Origin of the sequence: Luteibacter sp., assembly GCF_009912395.1 — a bacterium.
Taxonomy (GTDB): Bacteria; Pseudomonadota; Gammaproteobacteria; order Xanthomonadales; family Rhodanobacteraceae; genus Luteibacter.
In genome coordinates, this window is record NZ_WNDO01000037.1 from 1 (window position 1) to 24,929 (window position 24,929).

Annotated in this window: 19 protein-coding genes and 1 riboswitch; of the genes, 7 read left to right on the top strand and 12 right to left on the bottom strand. The window is 65.6% G+C overall.

What is annotated here, in order from left to right; translation table 11 throughout:
• Positions 1-278: 278 nt before the first annotated feature.
• The 4 genes from GAK28_RS22835 to GAK28_RS22850 form a co-directional block, all read right to left on the bottom strand.
• A complete protein-coding gene (locus GAK28_RS22835; protein ID WP_291784770.1) occupies positions 279-806 on the bottom strand; it encodes a hypothetical protein in 528 nt (175 codons plus the stop codon).
• A gap of 9 nt (positions 807-815) precedes the next feature.
• Positions 816-1,157, bottom strand: coding sequence for a hypothetical protein (locus GAK28_RS22840; protein ID WP_291784772.1), 342 nt, complete (start codon positions 1,155-1,157; stop codon positions 816-818).
• Positions 1,158-1,620: 463 nt separating this feature from the next.
• On the bottom strand, positions 1,621-2,478 hold the full coding sequence (locus GAK28_RS22845; RefSeq protein WP_291784774.1) for an NAD(P)-dependent oxidoreductase: 858 nt from the start codon (positions 2,476-2,478) through the stop codon (positions 1,621-1,623).
• Between the two features lie 121 nt (positions 2,479-2,599).
• Positions 2,600-3,586: a hypothetical protein gene (locus GAK28_RS22850; RefSeq protein WP_291784776.1), complete on the bottom strand. Its 987-nt coding sequence runs from the start codon at positions 3,584-3,586 to the stop codon at positions 2,600-2,602.
• A gap of 151 nt (positions 3,587-3,737) precedes the next feature.
• On the opposite strand from GAK28_RS22850, the gene GAK28_RS22855 reads away from it, so the two are divergent.
• A complete protein-coding gene (locus GAK28_RS22855) occupies positions 3,738-6,068 on the top strand; it encodes an FdhF/YdeP family oxidoreductase (protein WP_291784779.1) in 2,331 nt (776 codons plus the stop codon).
• Positions 6,061-6,867, top strand: a complete 807-nt coding sequence (gene fdhD, locus GAK28_RS22860) for a formate dehydrogenase accessory sulfurtransferase FdhD (protein ID WP_291784781.1) — start codon at positions 6,061-6,063, stop codon at positions 6,865-6,867. Before GAK28_RS22855 ends, fdhD begins: the two co-directional genes overlap by 8 nt.
• 57 nt (positions 6,868-6,924) lie before the next feature.
• On the opposite strand, the gene GAK28_RS22865 is transcribed toward fdhD, so the two are convergent.
• The 5 genes from GAK28_RS22865 to GAK28_RS22885 all read right to left on the bottom strand — a co-directional run bounded on the left by GAK28_RS22865 (position 6,925) and on the right by GAK28_RS22885 (position 14,342).
• A complete protein-coding gene (locus tag GAK28_RS22865; protein WP_291784783.1) occupies positions 6,925-7,263 on the bottom strand; it encodes a hypothetical protein in 339 nt (112 codons plus the stop codon).
• Positions 7,260-7,817 (bottom strand): molybdenum cofactor guanylyltransferase, encoded by a 558-nt coding sequence (locus GAK28_RS22870; RefSeq protein WP_291784785.1) that lies wholly within the window; start codon positions 7,815-7,817, stop codon positions 7,260-7,262. Before GAK28_RS22870 ends, GAK28_RS22865 begins: the two co-directional genes overlap by 4 nt.
• Positions 7,818-7,851: 34 nt before the next feature.
• Complete coding sequence (locus GAK28_RS22875; protein WP_291784788.1) at positions 7,852-8,970, bottom strand: molybdopterin molybdotransferase MoeA; 1,119 nt, start codon at positions 8,968-8,970, stop codon at positions 7,852-7,854.
• A gap of 69 nt (positions 8,971-9,039) precedes the next feature.
• Entirely contained in the window at positions 9,040-11,109 is a 2,070-nt protein-coding gene (gene fusA, locus GAK28_RS22880) for an elongation factor G (protein WP_291784790.1), read from the bottom strand.
• Between the two features lie 842 nt (positions 11,110-11,951).
• Entirely contained in the window at positions 11,952-14,342 is a 2,391-nt protein-coding gene (locus GAK28_RS22885) for a membrane-bound PQQ-dependent dehydrogenase, glucose/quinate/shikimate family (protein ID WP_291784792.1), read from the bottom strand.
• Positions 14,343-14,508: 166 nt separating this feature from the next.
• Between GAK28_RS22885 and GAK28_RS22890 the strand changes: the two genes are divergently transcribed.
• Positions 14,509-14,934 carry a MarR family winged helix-turn-helix transcriptional regulator gene (locus GAK28_RS22890; protein ID WP_291784794.1) on the top strand — a complete coding sequence of 142 codons (426 nt, stop codon included), beginning with the start codon at positions 14,509-14,511 and terminating at the stop codon, positions 14,932-14,934.
• Between the two features lie 79 nt (positions 14,935-15,013).
• On the top strand, positions 15,014-15,811 hold the full coding sequence (locus GAK28_RS22895; RefSeq protein ID WP_291784796.1) for an SDR family oxidoreductase: 798 nt from the start codon (positions 15,014-15,016) through the stop codon (positions 15,809-15,811).
• A 67-nt stretch (positions 15,812-15,878) separates the two neighbouring features.
• On the opposite strand, the gene GAK28_RS22900 is transcribed toward GAK28_RS22895, so the two are convergent.
• Positions 15,879-17,150 carry a glycosyltransferase gene (locus GAK28_RS22900; protein ID WP_291784798.1) on the bottom strand — a complete coding sequence of 424 codons (1,272 nt, stop codon included), beginning with the start codon at positions 17,148-17,150 and terminating at the stop codon, positions 15,879-15,881.
• Between the two features lie 59 nt (positions 17,151-17,209).
• Positions 17,210-17,425, top strand: a riboswitch (cobalamin riboswitch).
• Between the two features lie 196 nt (positions 17,426-17,621).
• Here GAK28_RS22900 and metE point away from each other — a divergent pair.
• From metE to GAK28_RS22915, 3 genes are all read left to right on the top strand, one after another.
• Positions 17,622-19,910, top strand: coding sequence for a 5-methyltetrahydropteroyltriglutamate--homocysteine S-methyltransferase (gene metE, locus GAK28_RS22905; RefSeq protein WP_291784800.1), 2,289 nt, complete (start codon positions 17,622-17,624; stop codon positions 19,908-19,910).
• 135 nt (positions 19,911-20,045) lie between these two features.
• Positions 20,046-21,260 (top strand): methionine adenosyltransferase, encoded by a 1,215-nt coding sequence (metK, locus tag GAK28_RS22910; RefSeq protein WP_291784802.1) that lies wholly within the window; start codon positions 20,046-20,048, stop codon positions 21,258-21,260.
• 137 nt (positions 21,261-21,397) lie between these two features.
• Entirely contained in the window at positions 21,398-21,922 is a 525-nt protein-coding gene (locus GAK28_RS22915; protein WP_291784804.1) for a DUF4142 domain-containing protein, read from the top strand.
• A gap of 184 nt (positions 21,923-22,106) precedes the next feature.
• On the opposite strand, the gene GAK28_RS22920 is transcribed toward GAK28_RS22915, so the two are convergent.
• Positions 22,107-23,252 (bottom strand): sugar ABC transporter permease, encoded by a 1,146-nt coding sequence (locus GAK28_RS22920; protein WP_291784806.1) that lies wholly within the window; start codon positions 23,250-23,252, stop codon positions 22,107-22,109.
• A gap of 40 nt (positions 23,253-23,292) precedes the next feature.
• The gene (locus GAK28_RS22925; RefSeq protein WP_291784808.1) at positions 23,293-24,840 is read right to left on the bottom strand and encodes a xylose ABC transporter ATP-binding protein; all 1,548 of its coding nucleotides are present in this window, start codon (positions 24,838-24,840) and stop codon (positions 23,293-23,295) included.
• Positions 24,841-24,929 lie beyond the last annotated feature (89 nt).

The window sequence follows — 24,929 nt, forward strand, 5'->3', positions numbered from 1 at the left end:
TGCCTGCTGCCTGAACTCCAGGCTGAACTCCTGCCCCTTTCTGCCTGCCTTGCTCTTGGTCATCGTCCACCTCCTATTGCGATAGTTAATCGCTTATAGGGGTGTCCGTGAAACGGGGGCAAGATCACCCCACCCTGGTCCGATATCGACGCATTGCGCTTCTCTACCGGACGATAGACGCATCAGCTCTCATGGATTACGCCGATCCCACGCAAAGCTCCGCTTTGGTTTGGATCGATCAACGATTGCCGATGTACAGCCAAGGATATCTACATGGATTAATTGGCAGGCGCATCCACCGACGACGTGGAATCCCCCGTCTGCGCCTTGAGGATGTTGGTGTAGTACGTAGCGGCGGCCGACCGGCTAAGCCTGCCGTTGGGCGCCCAGATCATCACCCCGGCATAGCCCGCGTTCGACACGCTCTTGGCGACGTCATAGACGCGCGAGGCGGAGGTCGATCCCGGATCGATGCCCAGAAGCAGCTGGTTCTTCGTCATGCCGGCCGCGGTGTAGTTGGACAGGTTGGTGACATTCTCGTTGTATGTCATCTCATAACCTTCGGTCAGCAGCTTGGCGACATTCGTGGTCGACCTGAAATAAGCGCTGTCCGACCACAAGGCCTTGCTGAGGATCTTTTTGTCGAAACTAGCGTTGTTCTTGATCGCGCTCAGCAGGTTGTAGAACGCGCTCGTATCGCCGCTGCATGTCGAATACTCGTCGTCGACATCGATGCCATCCAGGCCATACTTCACAACGTCCGCCACCATGCTGTCGGACAGGCTCTTGATAGCGTCCTTGCTCATCGTGCAGGATCAACCCGCTTGCTGATGATTGCCCAGGTAGGCGATCTGGACCTTGACACCTTTCTTCTGCAACGCCCGGATGACATCGATATTCTTGTCGAGAACCGTGCTCATCTCGGTGTTGTAGTACAGCACCGGATTGCCCTTGCTGTCCGCATTGATATTGGCGGCGAACAGGACCAACTCGGAAAAGAACGGCTTGCCCGTTCCGTGCACGGTGTAGTTGCCGACATCCTTCACGTCTTGCAGCGATGGATTATTGAGAAAGATGACGTTGTTCGCGGCAGAGGCCGCGAAGCTGGCAAAGCAGGCGCCCAACGCCAGCGCCAGGGAAACCGATTTACAGGACATACCGCAATCTCCAGATCATAAGTTTTTTGAAAACTTCCTCGTTATCTCTGCCAAGTACCGGCACAAGATGATGGCGCCCCCGGCCAAGTCGGAGCGACGATCGCAGTACCTCCCGTGTATCGAATCCAATAAATTTAGATCGATCTAATTCCCTGATGCATGATTTCTATCTCAAGTCATTACGTCCCGCACGCGGCGTCGCAACATATAGCGATACGTAGGTGGATGTAACCAACACGCAGCCGACGGCTATGTAGTCACCCCTGCCTAGGCCCGCCATGTGCTTGCCGCCACCGGCGCCGCCGCGGTGATGATCGGGTGCGGCACACAGGGCCGGCCGCGGATCTTCCGCGAGCGGGTACGCCAAGGGTCGCGCCGAGGACGCCGACACCCCGTTGCGCCTTACCCGCGAGTACCTCGACGGTGGGCCGCGAGCGTATCGCTCGCGGCCTGAGTGCATTGCTTACGGGTAGAGCCTCGCGACGCCTGTCATGTTCAGGTCGCCAAGACCCTCTTCCATCGCGCGATCGAACACGTCGCGCGTCGCCGCGAGCGTCGGAGCCGAGGTCGGCGTTCCACAGGCCGCGACCAGATAGTTGAAATCCTTGTCGATCAGGCGGATCGGAAACTGCGGGGTGAAATCACCCGCACGGATCGAACCCACGATGCGACCCGCCACCGTGCTCCAGACCGGCGTCGAGGCCATCGCGTCGAAGATCGGGGCCGCGTCGACGCCAGCCTTCGACAACATCGCGGACAGCTCGGCCAGCGCGGTGACCTGGATGCCCAGCAGCGCATTGGTCGATAGCTTGGTCAGCGCGCCGCAACCCAGCGGCCCGACATGCTTGACCACCGAGCCCATCTGGCAAAGCAAGGGTGCCGCGAGGTCGCAGACCTCCTTGTCACCACCCACGAGGTAGACGAGCTGCCCCGACTCCGCCTGCGGCAGGCTACCGGAGACCGGCGCCTCGACGAAACGCACATGCTTCGCACGCATCGCCTCGCCCAGCGCACGCACGCCGTCCGGCGAGAGCGTGGAGCTATCGATCGCGAGTGCGTCCGGCGCCATGCCATGCAATGCGCCATCGCCCTCTCGCGTCCAGACATCGGCCGACACTGCATCGTCGGTGAGCATCGCGATCACGATATCGGCGCCTGTTGCGGCCTCGCGCGGCGAAGCCGCCCACGCCGCACCCTGCACCGTCGCCTCGATGGGCGCCGAGCGCGTGCGATTCCACGCCGTCACCTCATGACCCGCCGCGATCAGACGGGCGCACATGCGCCGGCCCATTTCGCCGAGTCCCAGGAATGCCACCTTCATCGTCGTTGCTCCTTCGTATGTCCTGACAAGCCGCCCATGGTGAGCGGTTTTTGGCAGGACTTCGATAACGTGCAAGGCATGACAGTCTTGCCCTGCGTTCATCAATGAACACGTGAAGCGCTTAGCGTGCCGCGCGCAATGGTTCGTCGTCCGGCAACGTGATCGATACCGGCAGACCGGCGCGACCGTAACGGGCTAGGTATCGACCCAGGGTGTCGAGATGGACACCTTCGGACGGTCGGCGCCCAAAGGCATCGCACTGGCTGGCCGCGTCGACCTGCGCCAGCAGCTGCGCGCATTCCATCCGGTAACCCAGGTCAAGGAACAAGGCGGCGGCCCGCGCGACATCGCTCAGCGGCGCCGGCGCGAACGCCCGCTCGCCCGGTTCTTCCACCAGCATGCCGTGATCGCCACAGGAAAGCTTGATGGAAAGCGCCTCGCGCAGGCGAGCCTCCGCGTCGTCACCGCGATAGCGGCAGCGATCGCTCCACCAGCTCCAGTAGTGGATCGTGTCGCCCAACCCGTGCAGCGCGTCGGCCAGCAAGGCCGGGCCGCCCTCCACGGCGTCGTTCGAGATCACCAGTACCAGGCTCTCGCCCTCGGTGAGCGTCACCATGGTCGCCGCCACGTCGGCACCAACGCCCATGGGGTGAGAGCACGCGACATGCCAGCCCTGCGTCGTCCGCGCGGTGTTGGCCGGCCGGCCGTCGATACCGGCGGCGCAGACGAGACGGAACGCGACATGGCCTTCCGTGCAGGTCACGATACGCACGAAGCGCCCCTTGGCGATGGCTTGCCCGGAGCGCCCTTCCGCCAGTGGCATGAAATCGGCCACCCGCAGCTCCGCGCCATCGAGATGGCCCGTCGTCTCCAGGACATTGGTGCCGGGCACGTAGGCCTGCTGCCAGTCGACATCGCCATCCAGATGCAGGCTGATCAGGTCGCGCTCGTCGTGCGACGCGCGCAGCGTGCCCGCTTCGCGATCGATGGCGAGGCAGGCCAGCGCGGCATCGGCGCGAACGCGGCCGAAACCACGGAGGTCGCCGATGGGCAGGCCGCGAAAGGGCAGCTGGCCGTCGGTCACGGCCGCAAGCTTGGACTGGTTCACCGTGGTCTTTCCTGGCCCCTGGGGAGGGAGCGCGAGCGCGCGGAGGTTGGCGGAGCGACCGCCAACACCGTGTGAAAGAACGCCCGGTGACGTTTTCATCAGGGGGCGCGGGCGTAGAATGACGTTTCCGCGGATCGAGCGAGCGCCAGCCATGAGCGAGAAACAAGTTCCCGGCATCGAGGAATACGACGCCCCCGCTGGCGGCTGGGGCGCCCTGGGCGCCGTCGCCCGGGCGCTCAGTGGGCAGATGGCCATCGCACGCGAGTCCATCGCCCTGCACAAGGTCAACCAGCCGCACGGTTTCGACTGCCCCGGCTGTGCCTGGCCCGACCCCAAGGAAACCTCCTCGTTCGAGTTCTGCGAGAACGGCGCCAAGGCCGTGTCCTGGGAAGCCACCGCCAAGCGCGTTCGCCCGGAGTTCTTCGCCAAGAACCCCGTGAGCGAGCTGTGGAAGCTCAGCGACTACGCGCTGGAAGGACTGGGCCGGCTTACCCATCCCATGGTCTATGAGCGGGCCAGCGACACCTTCCAGCCGATCGCCTGGGACGAGGCCTTCCGCCGCATCGGCGCCGCGCTTCAGGCCCTGCCCGATCCGGACATGGCGGAGTTCTATACCTCCGGACGGGCCTCCAACGAGGTGGCCTTCCTTTATCAGCTGTTCGTCCGCGAGTACGGCACGAACAACTTCCCCGACTGCTCGAACATGTGCCACGAGGCCACCAGCGTCGGCTTGCCGAAGTCGGTGGGCTCGGGCAAGGGCACCGTCACGCTCGACGACTTCGACCATTGCGACGCGATCTTCTGCATCGGCCACAACCCCGGCACCAACCATCCGCGCATGCTCTCGACGCTGCGCGAGGCCTCCCTGCGCGGCGTGCCCATCGTGGTGCTGAATCCCCTGCCCGAACGCGGTCTCGAACGCTTCACCTCGCCCCAGCATCCCGCTGAAATGCTCACCGGCCGCTCCGTGCGCATCGCCTCCACCTACTATAAGGTGAAGATCGGCGGCGATGTGGCCGTGCTCAAGGGCATGATGAAGACGCTGATCGAGGCCGACGAAATCGCTCTCACCACCGGTGAGGATCCGGTACTGGATCATGAGTTCATCCGCGACAACACGCTTGGTTTCGAGGCGCTCGCGGACGATGTGCGCAACACCGACTGGGCGTCGATCGAACGCAAGTCGGGCCTCACCCGGGAAGAGATCGAAACCGCCGCGGACATCTACGCCAAGGCGAAGAACGTTATCGTCTGCTACGGCATGGGCATCACCCAGCACCGTCATGGCACCGAGAACGTGCAGCAGATCGCGAACCTCCTGCTCCTGCGCGGCAACATCGGTCGCCAGGGCGCGGGCATCTGCCCGCTGCGCGGACACAGCAACGTGCAGGGCGATCGCACGGTCGGCATCACCGAGAAACCCAACGCCGAACTCAACGACGGCATCCGCCGCACATATGGTTTCGAACCGCCGACGACGCACGGCCACGACGCCGTGGCGGCAGTCCTCGCGATTCGCGAGGGCCGTTCCAAGGCGATGATCGCGCTGGGCGGCAACCTCGCGGTGGCGATGCCCGATACCGACGAAACCTTCGAGGCCATGCGCAAGCTCGATCTCGCGGTGCATGTCGCCACCAAGCTCAACCGCTCGCACCTGTTGCTGGCGAAGGAGTCCTTCATCCTGCCCTGCCTGGGCCGCACCGAACTGGACGAGCAGGCCACCGGGCCGCAGGCGGTCACTGTCGAGGACTCCATGTCGATGGTGCATGCGTCCATGGGCGCACTGAAGCCCGCTTCCGAACACCTGCGCTCGGAACCCTGGATCGTCGCCGGCATCACCAAGGCATCGCTACCCGCCACCAAGGTGGACTGGGATCACCTGGTGGGCGACTACAACCTGATCCGCGACGATATCGAGAAGGTCTTTCCGATTTTCTACGACTTCAACAAGCGCGTGAACGTGCCGGGTGGCTTCCGCCTGCGCGTCGCCGCCAGCGAGCGCGACTGGGCCACGCCGGAAAAGCGCGCGCATTTCCTGCTGGCTCCGGGCCTGGACGAGGACGAATCCGTCGAAGCCGGCGGCCTCATGCTCACCACCGTCCGCTCGCACGATCAGTACAACACCACCATCTACGGCCTCAACGACCGCTATCGCGGCGTGAGCGGCCGGCGCGACGTGGTCTTCATGCATGCGAACGACCTCGCCGCCCGTGGCCTCAAACACGGCGACCGTATCGATATCCACGCCACCGGTGCGAACGTGGCAGACGGTCGACAGCGGTCGGTGCTCGGCTTTACCGCGGTGGCTTACGACATCGCCGAGGGGTCGGTGGCGATGTACTACCCCGAAGGCAACGCGCTCATCTCGTTGGAGAACCACGACGCCAACTCGGGCACGCCGACCTACAAGTCGGTACCCGTACGCATCGTCGCCTCCACCCAGCCCGTCGACGCGTCGCGACGGAAGCGCGCCCATGCATGACGACCGGCCGCCGGCCGGTTGCGCCACTCGCACGATGTGGCGTTTTGAGGACGGCCATGGCGAGGAAGCTGTCGACCGCCTCGCCGAGGAGGTTCCCGTCGCCATCCATGTCGACGGGGACGCCTTCGCGGTGATGATGGCATCACCGATGGATATCGAGGATTTTGCCCGAGGCTTCGCTCTGACCGAAAGCCTCGTCTCGTCAATGGACGATATCGTCGGCATCGCGGTGGACGAGTTCCTCGAAGGTATCGTCGTCCATCTGACTACGGCGGAAGGCGCCCCCGCGTCGAAGAAAAACGCACGGCAGATCCCGGGGCGCAGTGGCTGCGGCATCTGCGGCACGCGCGAACTCGAAGATGTCGTCCGCCAGCCTCCCCGTATCGACGGTGGTCCTACGATCACCGCCGTTACGATTCAGCGGGCACTCGATGCATTGCGTTCGCGTCAACCGGTCAACGCCTTCACCGGTTCGGTGCATGCTGCCGCCTGGGTACGCGATGACGGAGGGATCGTCCTCGTCCGCGAGGATGTCGGTCGACACAATGCGTTGGACAAGCTGATCGGCGCGATGGCTGTCGCAGGGATCGATGCCTCGGGCGGATTCGCCCTGATCACCAGCCGAGCCAGTTACGAGATGGTGACCAAGGCCGCCACGGCGGGGATTGCAATGGTGGTGGCGATCTCAGCGCCGACGGCGCTGGCGGTGCAGCTGGCGAACAGTTGCGGCGTGACGCTGGCTGGGTTCGCGCGGCCGGGGCGGTTTAACGTGTATAGCTGGCCGGAACGTATCCGATAGCCACGGCCTTGTAGGAGCGCGCTTGCGCGCGATCGCGCGCAAGCGCGCTCCTACAGATTAACCCTTGCGGCGCTTCAGGCTGTCCTTCACATCGACGTCGAAGAGAACCTTCGTCGCGACGGTGTCCAGGCCCGGAATGTCGAAGATCAGGCCATCCTTGCTCGGCAGGCGCGCCTTCAAGTCCAGCAGTTGCGTGCGAGGAACTTCCAGCCGCCACTCGTGCGCGTTGCCGTCGAGCACGCAGGCGTCGCGTTCCGTGGCATCGATCGCATAGCGCATCGTGAAGGCCTTGCCGAACGCGGTAGAGCCCAGCAGGGCCACGTTGTCCAGCAGTTCGCCCAGTTCGTCCTCGTCGATCCGCACGCGGATCGTGTCGTTTTCCAGCTGTACCCTCATGAGGTCGCCTCGCGCCATTCGTCCGGTGTATTGCAGTTGACCAGCCAGCGTGTGTCCAGACCGTCGAGCGGCAGCGTGACGGCGTCCAGCCGGGACAGCAAGGTGGACGGCGAACGCTCGGACGGCGGCAAGTTCATCAGACTCTCGATCAGGTCGCGCGTCGGGTCGTCCAGTTCCAGCGCCATAGGCAAGGGATGCCCGATCCAACGCGCCGCCCTGCCTCCCGCGGAAAGCAACGGCGCCAGCACTGCCGTGCACAAACGCGGCATATCCACCGGCACGACCAGCCAGCGCCCGTCAGGCAGGAACGGCGCAGCACTGGCCAGGCCGCCCAGGGGGCCTGCCGCGTCGAAGCGATCGGGTATGCCGCCCGGCCGGGAGCCGCTCATCACCACCAACTCGGCGCCCACGTCGCGCAGCACGCGTGAGGTCCGCTCCAACACCGTAACGCCATCGACGATAAGGGACGCTTTGTCGCGGCCCATCCGTGACGACAGCCCTCCAGCCAGGACCAGTCCACCGATCATGTCGCGTCCACGGGATCGAGCGGCCACGCTTCAGCCGTTCCGGCGAACGCATCGTCTGCCGTCAGCCAAATATCTGCCCGGGTGAACGGGGCGATGCGATACGCCGCCTGCTTCGGCAGCAGCCTCGCGGCGCCCCCTCTGCCCATGTGCCGAACTGGAAGTGACGCAGGCCCATGCGCAAGGCAGGCGCCTCGACGAGCGGTACCTGTCGCGGCTGCTCGCGCGGCATGCCGGCCATCGCACGCAACACGGGCGCGACGAAGAAGCGATAGCCCACGGCCACCGCGATCGGGTTGCCCGGCAGGGCAATCACCAGCGGGCCGTCGTCGAAGCGCGCGGCAAGCAGGAGTTTGCCGGGACGAATGGCCACCTTGTGGAACAACTCGCGTGCGCCAAGCGATACCAGCGCCTCCGGCACGAAATCGAAGCGCCCCGCCGACACGGCACCGGTGGTGACGATCAGATCCGCTCCCGCCTCGCGAGCCTGGGCGACGGCGCGATGGAACGCGTCGCCCGTGTCAGGCACACGCGAGCGCGCGATCATGGACACGCCCCAGTGGGACAGCGCCGCAGCGAGGTACGGACCGTTGGAATCGTGGATACCGCCGTCAGGCAACACACCAGCGTCGTGGAGTTCGCTACCCGTATTGATGATGGCGACCCGAGGCTGCCGCGTGACGTCGCATCGAGCGATACCCAGGGCCGCGAGCAACATGATGCTGGCGGCGTCGATGCGCCGACCGGATGGAAATATCTCGTCGCCCTGGGCAACATCGCTTCCCGCGCGCCGGATGTTCTGTCCTTGAGCTTCGTCGGAGGAAAGGCGTACACGCATGCCGATGCGCTCGCATCGCTCCACCGGAACGACCGAGTCGAACCCATCCGGAATACGCGCGCCGGTAGCGATCTCGCAGGCTTCCGCGCCCGGATAGGACGCCGTGGCGTCGCCCGCCGCATGCATCGCGACCACTTCGAACGTATCGCCGGCTTTCAGGCCCTCGGGAGGCGTGCGGAGGGCAAAACCGTCCATGACCGAATTGTCGAACCCCGGCAATGACAGCGGGCTGGTGACGGCCCTCGCGAGGACACGTCCCCGCGCGTCGTCGAGCGACACGTTCTCGATATCGAGCCGCGCCGTTTCCGCGAGCAACAGGTCGATGGCATCACGGTAGGAGATCATGGGGAAAGCCTACCCCAACAGGCCCCTGCCGGGACGAACCCGGCAGGGGCCATATCATCGACGGCGACCTTACGCCGTCTTGCGCGCCGGCTCCTGCACGCTGGCCGGACGGTAGGCGTGGAACGCCACCGTGGCCGAGGCGCGGCCCTGGCTCAGCGAGCGCAACGCCGTGCTATAGCCGTCGAGCTGCGCCAGTGGCACGTCGGCCTCGATCTCCGTACGTTCCTGCCGATCGGTGAGGTTGACGATCTGGCCGCCACGACGTTGCAGGTCGCCCAGCACGTCGCCCACCGCCGAACCCGGCGCACTCACCGACACCCGCATCACCGGCTCGAGCAGCACGGTGCCGGTCGCCTCGAGAGCCGCCTTCACCGCCATCTGCGCGGCACGATGGAACGCCGTCTCGTTGGAGTCCACAGCATGCGCCTGGCCATCGAGCACGAGCACTTCCGCACCCACGACCGGGTAACCGCGAGGTCCTTCGAGCAGGGCCGATTGCGCACCCTTCTCCACCGCCGACTGGAACGCCTTCGGGATGACGCCGCCCGTCGTGCGGTCCTCGTAGCGATTCGCATCGCCATCGACCGGCGACACGGACAACACGACGCGCGCGTACTGACCGCTACCGCCGGTCTGCTTGGCCAGCTTGCCCTCGACGGCGCCCGATGCCCGGGCCGGCGTCTCCTGGTAGGCCACGCGCGGCGAACCGGTACGTACCTGCACACCCCATTCGCGACGCAGGCGTTCCACCATCACTTCCAGGTGGAGTTCACCCATGCCCCAGACCAGGGTTTCGCCGGTGTCCGGATCGGTGCCCACGCGGAAGGACGGATCCTCCTGCGCGAGGCGCGCGAGACCGTTGCCGAGCTTGAGCAGGTCGGCCGAGCGTTCGGGCGAGAGACGCCAGGACAACACCGCCGGCTGCGCCTGGATGGTCTCCAGACGTACCTGATGATGCGTGTCCGACAAGGTCTCGCCCGTGGCGACGTCCTTCCAGCCCGCGATGGCAACGATGTCGCCCGCCTCCGCGAACTCCACCGCCTCGGTGTCGTCCGCACGCACGACCGCCAGGCGACCGATGCGCTGCACGCGATCCGTACCGCTGCGCCACACCGCATCGCCGACATGCAGGCGGCCGGCATAGACGCGAACGAAGGCCAGCGGACCATGCGATTGGTTCACCACCTTGAAGACGAGCGCGGCCAGCGGCGCACCGGCGTCCGGCGCGATGGTGGTGTCGCCATCGTCGGTATGCGCAAGCACGGCAGGACGATCCGCCGGCGACGGCAGGTAGGCGACGAAGGCGTCGAGTAGCGGCTCAATGCCGACGTTGCGGAACGCAGAGCCGGGTAACACCGGCTGGCCGAGGCCCGCCAGCGTGCCGCGACGCAGGGCCGCCGTCAGCGCGGCCGCATCGATCGGATGCTCCGCCAGCCATAGTTCCGCCAACGTCTCGTCGATATCCGCCACCGCCGCGACGAGATCCGCTCGCGCAGTCGCATGTGTCGCCCGTTCGTCGTCGTTCCAGCCGCGCACGTCGGGATGGCCCGCGTCGTCGAAGCGCCACGTGCGCTCCGCCACGAGGTCCGCCAGACCCACGATGTGTTCGCCCTCCATTACCGGTGTCGCCACCACCCACGGATTGGCGCCGAGCTTGTCGCGCATCTGCGCGACTGCCGCGTCGAAGTCCGCGCCAGGGCGATCCATCTTGTTGACGAACGCCATCAACGGCACGCCATGACGACGCGCCTGATGCCAGACGGTTTCCGATTGCGGCTGCACGCCGGCCACGCCGGAGAACACCACGACCGCACCGTCGAGCACGCGCAGCGAACGCTCGACTTCGATCGCGAAGTCGATATGCCCGGGCGTGTCGATCAGGGTCAGGCGATGTGGCTGGCCGCCGGTGGGCGTCCAGTTCGCGCGCACGGCCGCAGCGCCGATCGTGATCCCACGTTCGCGTTCGAGTTCCATGTGGTCGGTGGTGGTCGCGCCATCGTGCACCTCACCGGTGCGATGGATCGTGCCGGTCTTGTAGAGCAGGCGTTCGGTGAGCGTGGTCTTGCCAGCGTCGACATGGGCGATGATGCCGAGGTTGCGCCAACGGCCGACGGGAATGACAGTGTCGCGGGTGTTCATAACGGTTCCTGATGGGGTCAATCGCCAGGGGCTCGAAACAAAGGTCGAGCGAGGCATTCCCCGAGACTTTCCCGTCGCCCCTGGCGTGAGCGGAACGGGTCAGGATCGGGGGTCGCGGCAGTTCTTCATGGCACGTCGCTCCAGGATTCGAAGACAAAAAAAAGCACCCTTGCGGGTGCTTTCGAAGATTCGGTGGACCGGGGCCGTCTTACGACGAGGCTCCGCCATTCACGGCGCGCGCGCACCCGCGACGCGCCCGTGGGGCGATCGTTATCAGGTGGATCAATGCGTGCTTGCACGGTGACATGGTGCGGCTCCGGTTTCAGTGTGCGGATGCTACGCCTGCTTTGAGTGGGCGGCAACCGGCTTGTTCGCTAGGTAAGGGCGACAGCGGGGGTTTCAAGGTCCCACACGTCGTTCCTGCGCAAAAGCCGATTCGGCGCCCTCACCCTACTGGAAAACCGATGCGCTGGGTTCCTGTTTTCACAGGAACGACGAGGCTGGCGATCCGTCGTTCCAGCGAACGCTGGAACCCAGCGCGAGGCAATCGGTTATCGCCTCGCGACCTCCTACGCAAAAGCCGATGCGACGCCCTCGCCCTACTGGCAAACCGATGCGCTGGGTTCCTGTTTTCACAGGAACGACGAGGCTGCGAGACCGTCGTTCCAGCGAACGCTGGAACCCAGCGCGAGGCAATCGGTTATCGCGTCGAGCCCCCTACGCAAAAGCCGATGCGACGCCCTCGCCATGCGGGCAAACCGAGGCGCTGGGTTCCTGTTTTCACAGGAACGACGTGAGGGTGATCCGGCCCATGCATTGCGGCGAAGGGCCGGATCGGGGTGTCACGGCAAGGTGTAAGCCACCACGTAATCGCCCGACTTGGTTCCCAGGCCGCTATGCCCGCCGGCGGCGATCACGACGTATTGCTTGCCGTTCACCGAGTAGGACATCGGGTTGGCTTGGCCACCGGCCGGCAGGCGGGCCTTCCATAGTTCGCGACCGGTACGCTCATCGATGGCGCGCAGGTAGTTGTCCGCCGTTGCGCCGATGAATACCAGGCCGCCGCGTGTGGTCATGTTGCCGCCGATGTTGAAGATGCCCGTCGGCAGTGGTGCATTGACGTGAGTGCCGAACGGACCGGTATCGCGCGTGGTGCCGAGCGGATGCTCCCAGACCAGCTTGTGCGTCACCAGATCGATCGCGGCGAGCGTGCCCCACGGCGGCGGATTGCACGGTACGCCCAGCGGGTTGAGCCACGGATGCACCTTGCCAACGTACGGTGTGCCGTACTGCGGCGCGAGGCCGCCGCCCACCTTCGGCTCATTGCCGCTGCCGTCCCACGGCTTCACCAGGCCCTTCGCTTCGGCCGGACCGCGCGGTGCGAGGCTGATGATGAAGGGAATGTAGTTCGCATTCGCGATGATCAACTTGTTGTACGGATCGATGGACGCACCATGCCAGTCGATCACGCCGTCGAAGGCGGGATACACGATCGTGTCCTTCAGCTGCGGTGGCGTGAACTGGCCCTTGTAGACCGCTTTGCGGAACTGGATACGGCACATGAGCTGGTCGAACAGCGTCGCGCCCCACAGGTGTTCCTCCTTGAGGTCGACCGGCGTAAGCGATGGCATGCCCGTGGAATACGGCTGCGTCGGCGAGGTCCAATCGCCCGGCACCGCGCCCTGCGGCACCGGCTTCTCCTCCACATCGGTCACCGGCTTGCCCGTGCGTCGATCCAGCACGAAGAACTCGCCGCGCTTCGTCGTCTGCACCAGCGCGGGAATACTTTCCCCGCCGTTCGCTCCCGGCAGGTCCACCAGCGACGGGCCGACCGGCACGTCCATGTCCCACAGGTCGTGATGCGTGTTCTGGAACACCCACTTCGGCTCGCCCGTGCGGATATCCAGCGCCACCGTGGAACTGGAGTACTTCTCGTCGAACGGACGGCGATGACCACCGAAGTAATCGGGTGTGGCGTTGCCCATCGGCAGATAGACCATGCCCAGGTCGGGATCGGCGGTGTACACGCCCCATGCGTTCGGCGTGCCACGCGTCAACTGGTCGTTGGGACCCGGCTGCCAGTTCTGCGGATCGTGACCCACATCCCATGCCCAGATGAGCTTGCCGTTCATCGGATCGAAGGCGCGGATCGCACCGGAGGGCTCGTTCTCAGCCTGGTTGTCGAACACCCAGCCACCGAGGATCACGCGATCCTGCAACACCAGCGGAGGCGACGTGACGAAATGGAACCCGGCCGGCACATGGCCCAGGTACTGGGTGAGCGACACGAAGCCGTGCTCGCCGAAGTCTTCGCACGGCTTGCCGGTATCGGCATTCAGCGCCAGCAGGCGGGCGTCGAGCACCGGCGCGATGATGCGGCGCGGGCAGTCGGTGGTCGTGCCGGCCGGGGCTTCGTAGTAAGCCACGCCGCGGCAGGCCAGATAGACGTCGGCGTCCGTGTTCGCCTTGGGATCGAAGCTCCACTTCTTCTGCCCGGTGGCCGCATCGAAGGCCACGACCCAGCTATGGCCCGTGCAGACATAGAGCGTGTTGTTGACCTTGATCGGGGTGTTTTCGAAATTGAATTCGTGGCCCGCATCCGTGCCGCCAACATCCTCGCCCGGACGCATCGTGTCGCCCGTGCGGGCGGTCCACGCGACCTTGAGGTTCTTCACGTTACCGGCGTTGATCTGATCCAGTGGCGAGAAGCGATCGCCCTTCGGCGTGCGGCCATAGAACTGCCAGTCGCCATCCGGCACGGAGGCATCGCCCCCATCGGGCAGGTTGCGCACGACAGTCTCGCCCTGCGTGCCGACCGGCGTCATAAAGCCCGCCACACCAGCGCCGATCCCCACCAATACAGCCACCACCACGGCGATCGCACCGGTACGCGGCGGCACGAGTCCGCCACGCACCCACGGCATCAGCAGGTAGATGCCCAGCACGACGGGAACCAGCAAGCGCGGTTCCAGCGACCAGCCGTCGAGGCCCACCTCGTGCACGGCCCATATCGCCGTGGCGAGCAAGGTGACGGCGTAGAGCCACAGCGCACTCGCCGAGCCTCGGGCCAGCAGCACGCCGGTGATGCCCACCGCCAGGCCAGCAACGAGGTAGTAGAAGGAACCGCCCAGGGCGACCAGCCACGCGCCACCGGCGGCGAGGAGGAAACCCAGCAGGGCGATCACCACGCCGCTGATGCGCGGCGGGCGACGTAGGGGAGGATGGGATGGCATATCGCGTCTCCAGGAGGGATAGCGCGGCTCGCACGTGTCGCGTCGGGTCGCTACGAGCACCTAAAGATAGATATGGCAGGTATAAGCGCCGTGTACGCGTTTTCGGTGAGAACTTGCGATCGGCCAAGGGATTGACATCTGTGCATATGCACACCATTCTTTCGCCATGACGACCCGTCTCGACCTCTGCAATTGCTTCGCCGTCCGCCAGGCAGCTCGTGCCCTCACCCGGGACTACGAGCGGCATCTGGCGCCGACGGGTCTTACGAGCAACCAGTTTTCGATCCTGGTGCTGGTGCAGGAACAGCCGGGCATCGGCATGCGCGAGCTCGCCGAGCGCATGGTGATGGACAGAACAAGCCTGGTCCGCGCGTTGAAGCCGCTGGAGCGGGACGGTCTGCTCACCGTGGGTGCCTCGCCGACGGATAGCCGCCAGAACGCGTACCGCCTCACCCCGGCCGGAACAAAGCGCCAGAGCGCGGCGTCCGCCCTCTGGCAGGTGGCGCAGGACGAATTCGTCGCCCGCTTCGGTGGCGAGGCGGAGGCGGAAGCCGCACGGCAGACGCTTTTGTGCATGAGCCAGGTCGAGTAAGCCCCTTTTTTTAACCGCACGTGTGCATATGCACATTGCGCCCATAAATGTGTATATGCACACCCATGGAGTCATCGACATGAGCAACCAAACGCAAGGCACCGCCCTCATTACCGGCGCGTCCACCGGTATCGGTGCCATCTATGCCGACCGCCTCGCACGGCGCGGCTACGACCTCATCCTCGTCGCACGCAGCAAGGACAAGCTGGACGCGCTCGCCAGCCGCGTCGCGGCGGACACCGGCCGCAAGGTCGAGGTGGTCGTCGCCGACCTGGTCCAAACGGACGATCTCGCGCGGGTCGAACAGGTGATCGCGACGACGAACGATCTCGCGGTTCTCGTGAATAACGCGGGCGTCGGTGCGGGCCGTACCTTCATGGAGGCCGACCTGGGCGACATGACTCGCATGATTGCGCTCAACGTCACGGCAGCGACGCGCCTCGCTCACAAGGCGGCGGAGCGGATGGTCCCGCGCGGTAACGGCACGGTGATCAACATCGCCTCCATCGTAGCGATCGCTCCCGAACTGCTCAACGCCGTCTATGGCGGCAGCAAGGCCTACATGCTCACGCTCAGCCAGGCGATGCACCACGAGCTCGCCGACAAGGGCATCCGCGTGCAGGCCGTGTTGCCGGGTGCGACGGCGACTGAGTTCTGGCCGGCGTCCGGCATGGCCGTGGAGCAGCTCGACGCGAGCTGGGTGATGAGCGCTGCGGATATGGTCGATGCGTCCCTGGCGGGTCTCGATGCGGGCGAGCTGGTGACGTTGCCTGCCGTCGAGGACCAGGGGCTGGTGGATGCGCTGGAAAGCGCGCGTCGTGCGTTGTTCGGCGAACTGTCGAAGTCGCGCCCGGCGTCGCGCTATCACGTCGCCTGACCTTGTAGGAGCGCGCTTGCGCGCGATGGGGCTCTATCGCGAGCACCCATCGCGCGCAAGCGCGCTGCTACAAAAACGCGGTTTCGATGGTGTCGGCCGCAACGGTGGCGCCGTGCTCCGCGCGCAGCGATGCCGACAGCTGAAGCGCGCGGACGCGTACATCAGGATCATCCAGCAAACCACGCAACAAGCGTGCAGCCCGATCCGCACGGTACCTGTTCGCCGGCAGCACGGCTCCCACACCCAGCCGCATCACGCGCGCCGCGTTGTCCGGCTGGTCGAAGCCATGCGGTACGACCAGCGCAGGGCATCCTGAGCGCAGCGCTTCGTGTGTGGTACCGACACCGCCGTGATGTACCACCGCTGCGGCGCGTTCGAACAACGCGCCATGCGGTGCGTAGTCGACGGCGATCATGCCTTCGGGCAACAAGGACAAACGCGCCTTCAGTTCCGGTGACCCGGTGAGCAGCACGGCGCGACAACCGATCGCACGCGCGGCGCCGATGCTCTCGCGCAGGAAGGATTCACCCGCATGCACCGCGGCCGATCCCAACGTGAAAACCACGGGCGCCGGGCCAGTATCGAGAAATGCGGCCAAACCAGCGTCGAGCGTTCCCTTCCCGGGGGAGTAGCGACACCATCCGGTCTGGATCGTATGCGCTGGGCGGTCCATCGGCAGCGCGCCCAGTACAGGCGAGTACATCGCCAGCACGCCGTCCCGCGCGTGCTGCCCACGATGGAACGGATCGCCCCAGGGCGATACGGGTCGCAATCCCAACGAGCGACGAAAATCACGAACAGGCGCCGTCCATGACGACGTGAGCGCTTCGGCGGCATGGCGCAGCCAGACACCTCGACGCGGCGAACCACGCATATACCGATCCAGCCAGCCGATGCCCGTCGCCGGCGGATCGTCGGATGCGATGAACACCGATGGCGACAGCACGGCGGACAACCATGCGGCGCCGCTCGTCTCGCCGAGGATCTGTCCCGCGAACGCGAGCGTGGTGGTGACGATGGCATCCGCATCGGCGCACACGGGCGCCAGTAGCGCGTAGCTGGCAGCGACATCCTTCGCCGCCAGTTCCTGCACGACGAAGGGCGGCCCCCGCAGCGGATGGAAGGCTCGCGCGGCGAACGCCGCCTTGTCCTCGGGCTCCGCGATGCCACTGGCGATGACGAAGCCCAGTCCCGCGTCTTCGACGGCGTCACGATGCATGGCGTGCGCACCCACGGTCACACGATGTCCCCGCGCCACCAGTTCGCGCCCGACCGCAAGGAAGGGAAACAGGTCGCCCTGTGATCCCACCGTCGCGATCACGACATGTCGTTGCGCCATCGTCCGCCTCCCGTCATGAGCCCATGGTGCCGCATTTGACTTTGGACATCCGGACGACTAATTTCCGGATCGCCAGCGGCATTTATCTCTTTATTCGGATATAGAGATAAATCTAAGAGGGAAGCCGGTGGAAATCCGGCGCTGCCCCGCAGCGGTATGTGGAGACGAACCCGTCACAGGCACTGGGGCCCAAGGCCTCGGGAAGCGACGAGGGAGGCGGTGCCCCGGCACCACATCCACGAGCCCGAAGACCTGCCGCCGGTGGAAGGGACACGTCTGGTCATGGGCGCGGCCCTTCGTCCGACCTGAATCCGCCTCCCCATGGTGGCGGGGCCGGTTCGCCCGCGGGGGCGAAGGTCGACGGCACGCCACGCATGACGCCCGATGCCGACGCCATCCGTGGCGTGGTGACGTGCGCCGCGCCGCGGGCCGCCCTTCCCTCCTCTTTCACGTCGAAGAGGATTGCAGTCCATGCCACACGTTACCTACCCCGGTTTCCCGCGCATCGGTCGTCGCCGCGAACTCAAGCGCGCCCTGGAAAGCCACTGGAAGGGCGAGACGCCCGCCGCCGAATTGCTCAAGGTCGCCGCCGACCTGCGCCAGCGCCACTGGAAACTCGCCCGCGACGCGGGTGCCGACGGCGTGCCCGTGAACGACTTCTCGCTATACGACCACGTACTCGACGCCGCGGTCTCGGTGGACGCCATCCCATCGCGCTACCGAGCGCTGTTCGAGCGCGACGCCCTGGCCGGCTACTTCGCCATGGCGCGCGGTCGCCAGGACAACCAGGTCGATCTGCACGCGCTGGAGATGACCAAGTGGTTCGACACCAACTACCACTACATCGTGCCGGAGCTGTCCGCCGGCCAGCGCTTCGCCGCCCGTCCGGACAAGGCCGTCGCCGAGTTCCGCGAGGCGACGGAGACCGGCCACGCCGCCCGTCCGGTGGTGCTGGGCCCGATCACCTTCCTGCGCCTGTCCAAGACGATCGACGGCAGCGATCCGCTCGCGCTGCTGGATGCCCTGCTGCCCGCCTGGCTCGGCGTGATCGACGCCCTGGCCGAGGCCGGCGCCGAATGGGTACAGGTGGACGAGCCTGCCCTGGTGCTCGACCTCGACGAGGCCACGCGCGACGCCTATCTGCGCGCCTACGCCGCGATCGCGAAACACGCGACGGTGCGCATCCTGTTAGCCACCTACTTCGGCGGCCTGGACAGCAACCTCGAACTGGCCGTTTCCCTGCCGGTGGCCGGCCTGCATGTCGATCTTGCCCGCGCGCCGGAACAGCTCGACGCCGTGCTCGACGCGCTGCCCGCCGACAAGGTGCTTTCCGCCGGCATCCTCGATGGCCGCAACGTCTGGCTGAGCGATACGACCCACATCCGTCCGCGCGTCGAAACGCTGCACCGTCGCCTGGGCGACCGACTGTGGCTGTCCACCTCGTGCTCACTGCTGCATACCCCGATCGACGCCTCGGAAGAGAAGAACCTGCCCGGCCAGCTCGGCCAGTGGCTGTCGTTCGCCCGGCAGAAGATCAGCGAGCTGCGCCGCTACGCCGACGCCGTCACCGGCGACCTGGCCGCGAAGCAGACGCTGGACCGCCAGCACGAGATCGTCGCCGCTCGCCTTTCCTCGCCCGAGGTGGTCCGCAACGACGTGCGCGCCCGCGTGCGCGGCCTGACCCCGCAGTTCGGCCAACGTCGTTCGGCCTACGCTCACCGCGTCGCCGTGCAGCGCGAACGTTTCGGTCTGCCGGACCTGCCGACCACTACCATCGGCTCGTTCCCGCAGACGATCGAACTACGCACGGCGCGCGCCTCGCATCGTTCCGGCAAGCTGGCCGACGATGCCTATCTCGACATCCTCCGCGAGGAGATCCGCCACGCCGTACGCTTCCAGGAAGAGGCCGGCATCGACGTCTTCGTGCACGGCGAGCCCGAGCGCAACGACATGGTCGAATACTTCGGCGAGCAGCTTGAGGGCTACGGCTTCACGTCACTGGGCTGGGTGCAGAGCTACGGCTCCCGCTGCGTGAAGCCGCCGATCATCTTCGGCGACGTGGCCCGTCCGCGCGCCATGACGGTGGAGTGGTCCGCCTTCGCCCAGTCGCTCACCGACAAGCCGATGAAGGGCATGCTCACCGGGCCGGTGACGATGCTGCAGTGGTCCTTCGTCCGCGACGACCTGCCGCGCGCCGAGGTCTGCCGCCAGATCGCCCTCGCCCTGCGCGACGAAGTGCACGACCTGGAGAAGGCCGGCATCGGCATCGTCCAGATCGACGAGCCCGCCTTGCGCGAAGGCCTGCCGCTGCGCCGCGCCGATTGGGCGGCCTACCTGGAGTGGGCCGTAGACGCCTTCCGCATCGCCGCCGGCGGGGTCAGCGACGCCACCCAGGTACACACCCACATGTGCTACTCGGAGTTCAACGACATCATCGAGGCCGTGGCGGCCATGGACGCCGACGTGATCTCCATCGAGACCAGCCGCTCGCGGATGGAACTGCTGGACGCCTTTACCCGCTTCCAGTACCCCAACGGCATCGGCCCAGGCGTCTACGATATCCACTCGCCCCGCGTCCCGGCCGAGGGCGAGATGGCCGACCTCGTGGCCCGCGCCCTCCAGGTTTTGCGCCCCGACCAGCTCTGGATCAACCCCGACTGCGGCCTGAAGACCCGCGGCTGGCCGGAGGTGTCCGAGGCCTTGAAGGGCATGGTCGCGGTGGCCCGGGCGGCCCGGGCGAGGCTGGTGGCCGTGACGTGAGGGGCCCGACCGCCTGAACATCCATGCAATCGTCACCCCCGGGGCGTACCCTTCCCCCTGCAAACGTCCAGAGGGGCGTGTATCATTACGCGCCCCCTTTATCTCTTTATCCGTAAAGAAGGATATATCCCCGCGATGAGCAACTACCTCTTCACCTCCGAGTCGGTCTCCGAAGGCCATCCGGACAAGATCGCCGACCAGATCTCCGACGCCGTCCTCGACGCCATCCTGGCGCAGGACCCGCGCGCTCGCGTGGCCTGCGAAACGCTGGTGAAGACCGGCGTCGCCATCGTCGCGGGCGAAATCACGACCAGCGCCTGGATCGACCTCGAAGCCCTGACCCGCAAGGTCATCCTCGACATCGGCTACGACTCCTCCGACGTCGGCTTCGACGGCGCCACCTGCGGCGTGCTGAACCTCATCGGCAAGCAGTCGCCCGACATCAACCAGGGCGTCGACCGCAAGAAGCCCGAAGAACAGGGCGCCGGCGACCAGGGCCTGATGTTCGGCTACGCCACCAACGAAACCGCCGAATACATGCCGGCCGCGATCCACCTGAGCCACCGCCTCGTGGAGCAGCAGGCCAAGGTCCGCAAGAAGAAGAACTCGCCGCTGCCGTGGCTGCGTCCGGATGCGAAGAGCCAGGTCACCCTGCGCTACAACGAAGCCGGCGAAGCCGTTGCCATCGACGCCGTCGTGCTCTCCACCCAGCACGATCCGGGCGTGAAGCAGAAGGACCTGGTCGAAGGCGTGCGCGAGCTGATCCTCAAGCCCGTGCTGCCGGCCAAGCTCCTGCACAAGGACACGAAGTTCCACATCAACCCGACCGGCAAGTTCGTCATCGGTGGCCCGGTGGGCGACTGCGGCCTGACCGGCCGCAAGATCATCGTCGACACCTACGGCGGCTGGGCCCGTCACGGTGGTGGCGCGTTCTCGGGCAAGGATCCGTCGAAGGTCGACCGTTCGGCCGCCTACGCCGCGCGCTACGTCGCCAAGAACATCGTCGCCGCCGGTCTCGCCGACCGTTGCGAGATCCAGGTCAGCTACGCCATCGGCGTGGCCGATCCGACCTCGATCTCGGTCACCACCTTCGGCACCGGCAAGATCCCCGACGCCCAGATCGAGAAGCTGATCCGCAAGTACTTCGACCTGCGCCCGTACGGCATCATCAAGATGCTCGACCTGGTGCACCCGATCTACCAGCCGACCGCTTCCTACGGTCACTTCGGCCGCAAGCCGTACGAAGTGAAGGGCGCCGATGGCAGCACCTACACCGCGTTCTCGTGGGAAAAGACCGACAAGGCCGAAATCCTGCGCGACGCCGCCGGCCTCGGTGGCAAGAAGCGTTAATCGCACCCGTGGGATCGCGCTCGCGCGATCCCTACGGTTATGAAAACGGGCGCCCCATGGGCGCCCGTTTTCATTTGTGTCACGGCTCTTTCATGCCCGCGATGAGACACCTCGGCTTCGTCACAGGAGAAGCCACCATGTCCCTCGCCCTTCCCCGCCTCATCGCCACCGCCCTGCTCGCCACGGCGCTGCCGCTGGCCGTCCACGCCCAGGAGAAGGACACGCAAGGCGGCACACCGACGGATGCGGGGTTCTTCAAGAATGCGAGCGCCTCGGGCATTTCCGAAGTGGAAATGAGCCAGCTCGCGCTGAAACAGTCATCGTCGCCGTCCGTGCAGAAATTCGCGCAACGCATGATCGAAGACCACGGCAAGGCCAACGACGAACTCAAGACACTGAAATCCGGTGACCGGGGCTACTCGATGGTGACCGAACCGGATCCGGATTCGCAGAAAGCCATCGACGCACTCACCCGCCTGAAAGGTGCCGAGTTCGACAAGGCCTATGCGAAGCAGATGGTCGCCGACCACGAGACCGCCGTGGCGGCGTTCGAGGTGGAGATCGAGAAAGGCTCGAATCCGAAACTGAAGGACTTCGCGAAGAAGACGCTGCCGACATTGAAGCATCACCTGGACATGGCCAAGTCACTGCCGACACGGTAATGACGCGCGGCGGTCATATCACGATGCCGGCTGACGCCGGATCGCCGATGCGATCGGCTCCCACCCCTTCGGTAGCAAGGTCTGGCTACCGAAGGGGTGGGAGCCGATCGCATCGGCGATACCTGACAATGTCGCCAACCATGATCATCGACGAAACGGTCCCGACGAAAGCGAGCGCGAGGTATCAAGCGTTGCGGTTGGAGCCGGAGAGCACGTCCACCCACACGGCGAGCACCAGGATCACGCCCTTGATGATCATCTGCCAGGAGTTGTCGACGTCCATCAGCTGCATGCCGCTGTCGAGGCTGGCCATGACCAGCGCGCCGATCAGCGCACCGTAAACCGTGCCGGAACCGCCGCGCATCGAGGTGCCGCCGATGAAGCAGGCGGAGATCGCGTCCAGCTCGCCACCCGTACCCGCCGATGGGGAACCCGAGCCGGTGCGCGCCACGGTGATGATGCCCGCGAAGGCGCACATCAGGCCCATCAGCGCGAACACCACCAGCTTCACGCGTGCCACGTTCACGCCAGAAAGCCGCGTCGCCTCCATGTTGCCGCCTACGGCATAGATATGGCGGCCGAACACCGTCTGCGTCGACACGTAGGTAAACACCGCCAGCAGCGCCAGCAGGATCATTACCGGAATGGGAATGCCGTTGGCGTCGTTGAGCATGCGGATGAAACCGAAGATCACCGCGCCGATCAATACCAGGCGACCCACATCCATCCACAGCGCCACCTGGTGCAGGCCCAGCTTCGACCGGCGCACGCGACGACGCACGGTGAGGCCGATCATCGCCAGGAAGATCAGCGCACCGATCCAGCGCGACAGCATCGGCGGCACGAAGCCCTGCCCCAGCTGCACGAGGTCATCCGGCGCGGGCGCGATGGTGGAGCTGCCCGTCACGTAGAGCACGATGCCGCGGAAGGCCAGCATGCCGCCCAGACCGACGATAAACGACGGCACTCGCATCTTTGTCACCACGAAACCGTTGAAGGCGCCGATCACCAGGCCGAGCAGCAGCACCGCGCCGATCGACGGCCACGTGCCCCAGCCCAGGTTCACCGTGAGGATCGCCACCACGCCGCCGAGCAGGCCGAGCTGCGAACCCACGGACAGATCGATCTCACCGGCGATGATGATGAACACCATGCCGCAGGCGAGCATGCCGGTGATGGCCATCTGCCGGAACAGGTTCGACAGGTTGCCCGGCGTGATGAAGGCCGACTCGGTCTTCACGTGGAAGAAGACCCAGATGAGGGCCACCGCGATCAGCAGGGCGAGGATCTTGTAGCGGACGAACAGTTGCTGGATTTTCTGGGCCTGCATGGAGGAACTTCCCTGGTATGACGCTGGATGGGTGTAAAGATCAGGCCGCGTGTGCGGGGCCTTCGGCGGCGTGCGAAATCGCGGCGGCGAGCACCTGCTCCTGGGTAAGACCGACGTTCTGGAAGTTGCCGCGCAGGCGCCCCTCGCCCACGACGAGCACCCGGTCGCTGACGCCCAGCACCTCGGGCATCTCGGACGACACCATGATGATGGCGACGCCCTTGGTGGCCAGTTCGAACATCAACTTGTAGATGTCGTACTTGGAACCGACGTCCACGCCGCGCGTGGGCTCGTCGAGGATCAGCACCTTGGGATTGGGCAGCAGCATCTTGGTCAGCACGGCTTTCTGTTGGTTGCCGCCGGACAGACCCATGATGGCCAGCTCGGGGCTCGCCGTCTTCACGCGCAGGCGCTTGATCTCGGCGTCAACGGTCTGCAACTCGGCCTGACGATCGATCGTGCCGGCATGGGCATAGTGCGACAGCGTGGCCAGGGTGATGTTGTCACCCACGCCGAGCAAGGGCACGATGCCCTGGCGCTTGCGGTCTTCCGGCACCAGCGACAGCCCCGCCTTGATCGCCTGCTCGGGGGTTTTCACCTTCAGCGGCTTGCCTTCGAGCACCAGTTCGGCCTCGTAGCGCCCCGGGTACGCACCGAAGATGGCGGAGACCAGTTCGGTACGGCCCGCGCCGACCAGGCCAGCGATGCCGAGGATCTCGCCCCGTCGCACCTCGAAGGAAATGTCGTCGACGCGCTTGCGGTTCGGGTTGGTGACATCCCAGCAGGTGACGTGGCGAGCCTCGAAGATCACCTCGCCGATCTCGTGCTCCACCTTGGGGAACAGGTTCTCGATGTCGCGACCGACCATCGCGGTGATGATGGAGTGCGTGGTCATTTCGCTCATCGGCTTGGTCACGATGTGCTTGCCGTCGCGGATCACCGTCACGGTGTCGCAGACCCGGGCCACTTCCTCAAGCTTATGCGAGATGTAGACACAGGCCACGCCATCGCGCTTCAAGTCTTCGATGATCGACAGCAGTGTATCGGTCTCGGAGGAGGTCAGCGATGACGAGGGCTCGTCGAGGATAAGCAGGCGCGCGTTCTTCGCCAGCGCCTTCGCGATCTCGAACAACTGCTGGTAGCCGCCACCGTAGTTCATTACCGGCGCGGCCACGTTGACGTCTTTCAGTTTCAGGCGGGCGAGCAGCGCATCCGCCTTCGCATACATGGCGTCGTAGTCCATCACGCCACCGAACTTGCGAATCTCGTTGCCGAGGAAGATGTTCTCGGCCACGGACAGCTGCGGCACGAGCATCAGCTCCTGGTGGATGATGACGATGCCCGCCGCTTCGCTGTCGCGCACCGAGTGCGCCTTGAGCGGCTTGCCATCGAAGAGGATTTCTCCGCTCCATGTCCCGTACGGGTACACACCGGAAAGCACCTTCATCAACGTGGACTTGCCGGCACCGTTCTCGCCGCAGAGGCCGACGCACTCGCCGGGCCGCACGGCCAGGTTGATGCCGTTGAGCGCGCGCACGCCGGAAAATTCCTTGACGATGTCGCGCATCTCGAAGAGGTATTCACTCACGTGGAGCTTCCTTCGTTGAAACCGTAGGAGCGCGCTTGCGCGCGATCGCGCGCAAGCGCGCTCCTACATGGGGCAGCCGGCATACGCGA

Coding starts and splice junctions, on each gene's coding strand:
- GAK28_RS22835 (WP_291784770.1), bottom strand. CDS start 806: ATGAGCAAGGACGCTATCAAGAGCCTGTCCGACAGCATGGTGGCGGAC.
- GAK28_RS22840 (WP_291784772.1), bottom strand. CDS start 1,157: ATGTCCTGTAAATCGGTTTCCCTGGCGCTGGCGTTGGGCGCCTGCTTT.
- GAK28_RS22845 (WP_291784774.1), bottom strand. CDS start 2,478: ATGAAGGTGGCATTCCTGGGACTCGGCGAAATGGGCCGGCGCATGTGC.
- GAK28_RS22855 (WP_291784779.1), top strand. CDS start 3,738: ATGAGCGAGAAACAAGTTCCCGGCATCGAGGAATACGACGCCCCCGCT.
- fdhD (WP_291784781.1), top strand. CDS start 6,061: ATGCATGACGACCGGCCGCCGGCCGGTTGCGCCACTCGCACGATGTGG.
- GAK28_RS22865 (WP_291784783.1), bottom strand. CDS start 7,263: ATGAGGGTACAGCTGGAAAACGACACGATCCGCGTGCGGATCGACGAG.
- GAK28_RS22875 (WP_291784788.1), bottom strand. CDS start 8,970: ATGATCTCCTACCGTGATGCCATCGACCTGTTGCTCGCGGAAACGGCG.
- fusA (WP_291784790.1), bottom strand. CDS start 11,109: ATGAACACCCGCGACACTGTCATTCCCGTCGGCCGTTGGCGCAACCTC.
- GAK28_RS22885 (WP_291784792.1), bottom strand. CDS start 14,342: ATGCCATCCCATCCTCCCCTACGTCGCCCGCCGCGCATCAGCGGCGTG.
- GAK28_RS22890 (WP_291784794.1), top strand. CDS start 14,509: ATGACGACCCGTCTCGACCTCTGCAATTGCTTCGCCGTCCGCCAGGCA.
- GAK28_RS22895 (WP_291784796.1), top strand. CDS start 15,014: ATGAGCAACCAAACGCAAGGCACCGCCCTCATTACCGGCGCGTCCACC.
- GAK28_RS22900 (WP_291784798.1), bottom strand. CDS start 17,150: ATGGCGCAACGACATGTCGTGATCGCGACGGTGGGATCACAGGGCGAC.
- metE (WP_291784800.1), top strand. CDS start 17,622: ATGCCACACGTTACCTACCCCGGTTTCCCGCGCATCGGTCGTCGCCGC.
- metK (WP_291784802.1), top strand. CDS start 20,046: ATGAGCAACTACCTCTTCACCTCCGAGTCGGTCTCCGAAGGCCATCCG.
- GAK28_RS22915 (WP_291784804.1), top strand. CDS start 21,398: ATGTCCCTCGCCCTTCCCCGCCTCATCGCCACCGCCCTGCTCGCCACG.
- GAK28_RS22920 (WP_291784806.1), bottom strand. CDS start 23,252: ATGCAGGCCCAGAAAATCCAGCAACTGTTCGTCCGCTACAAGATCCTC.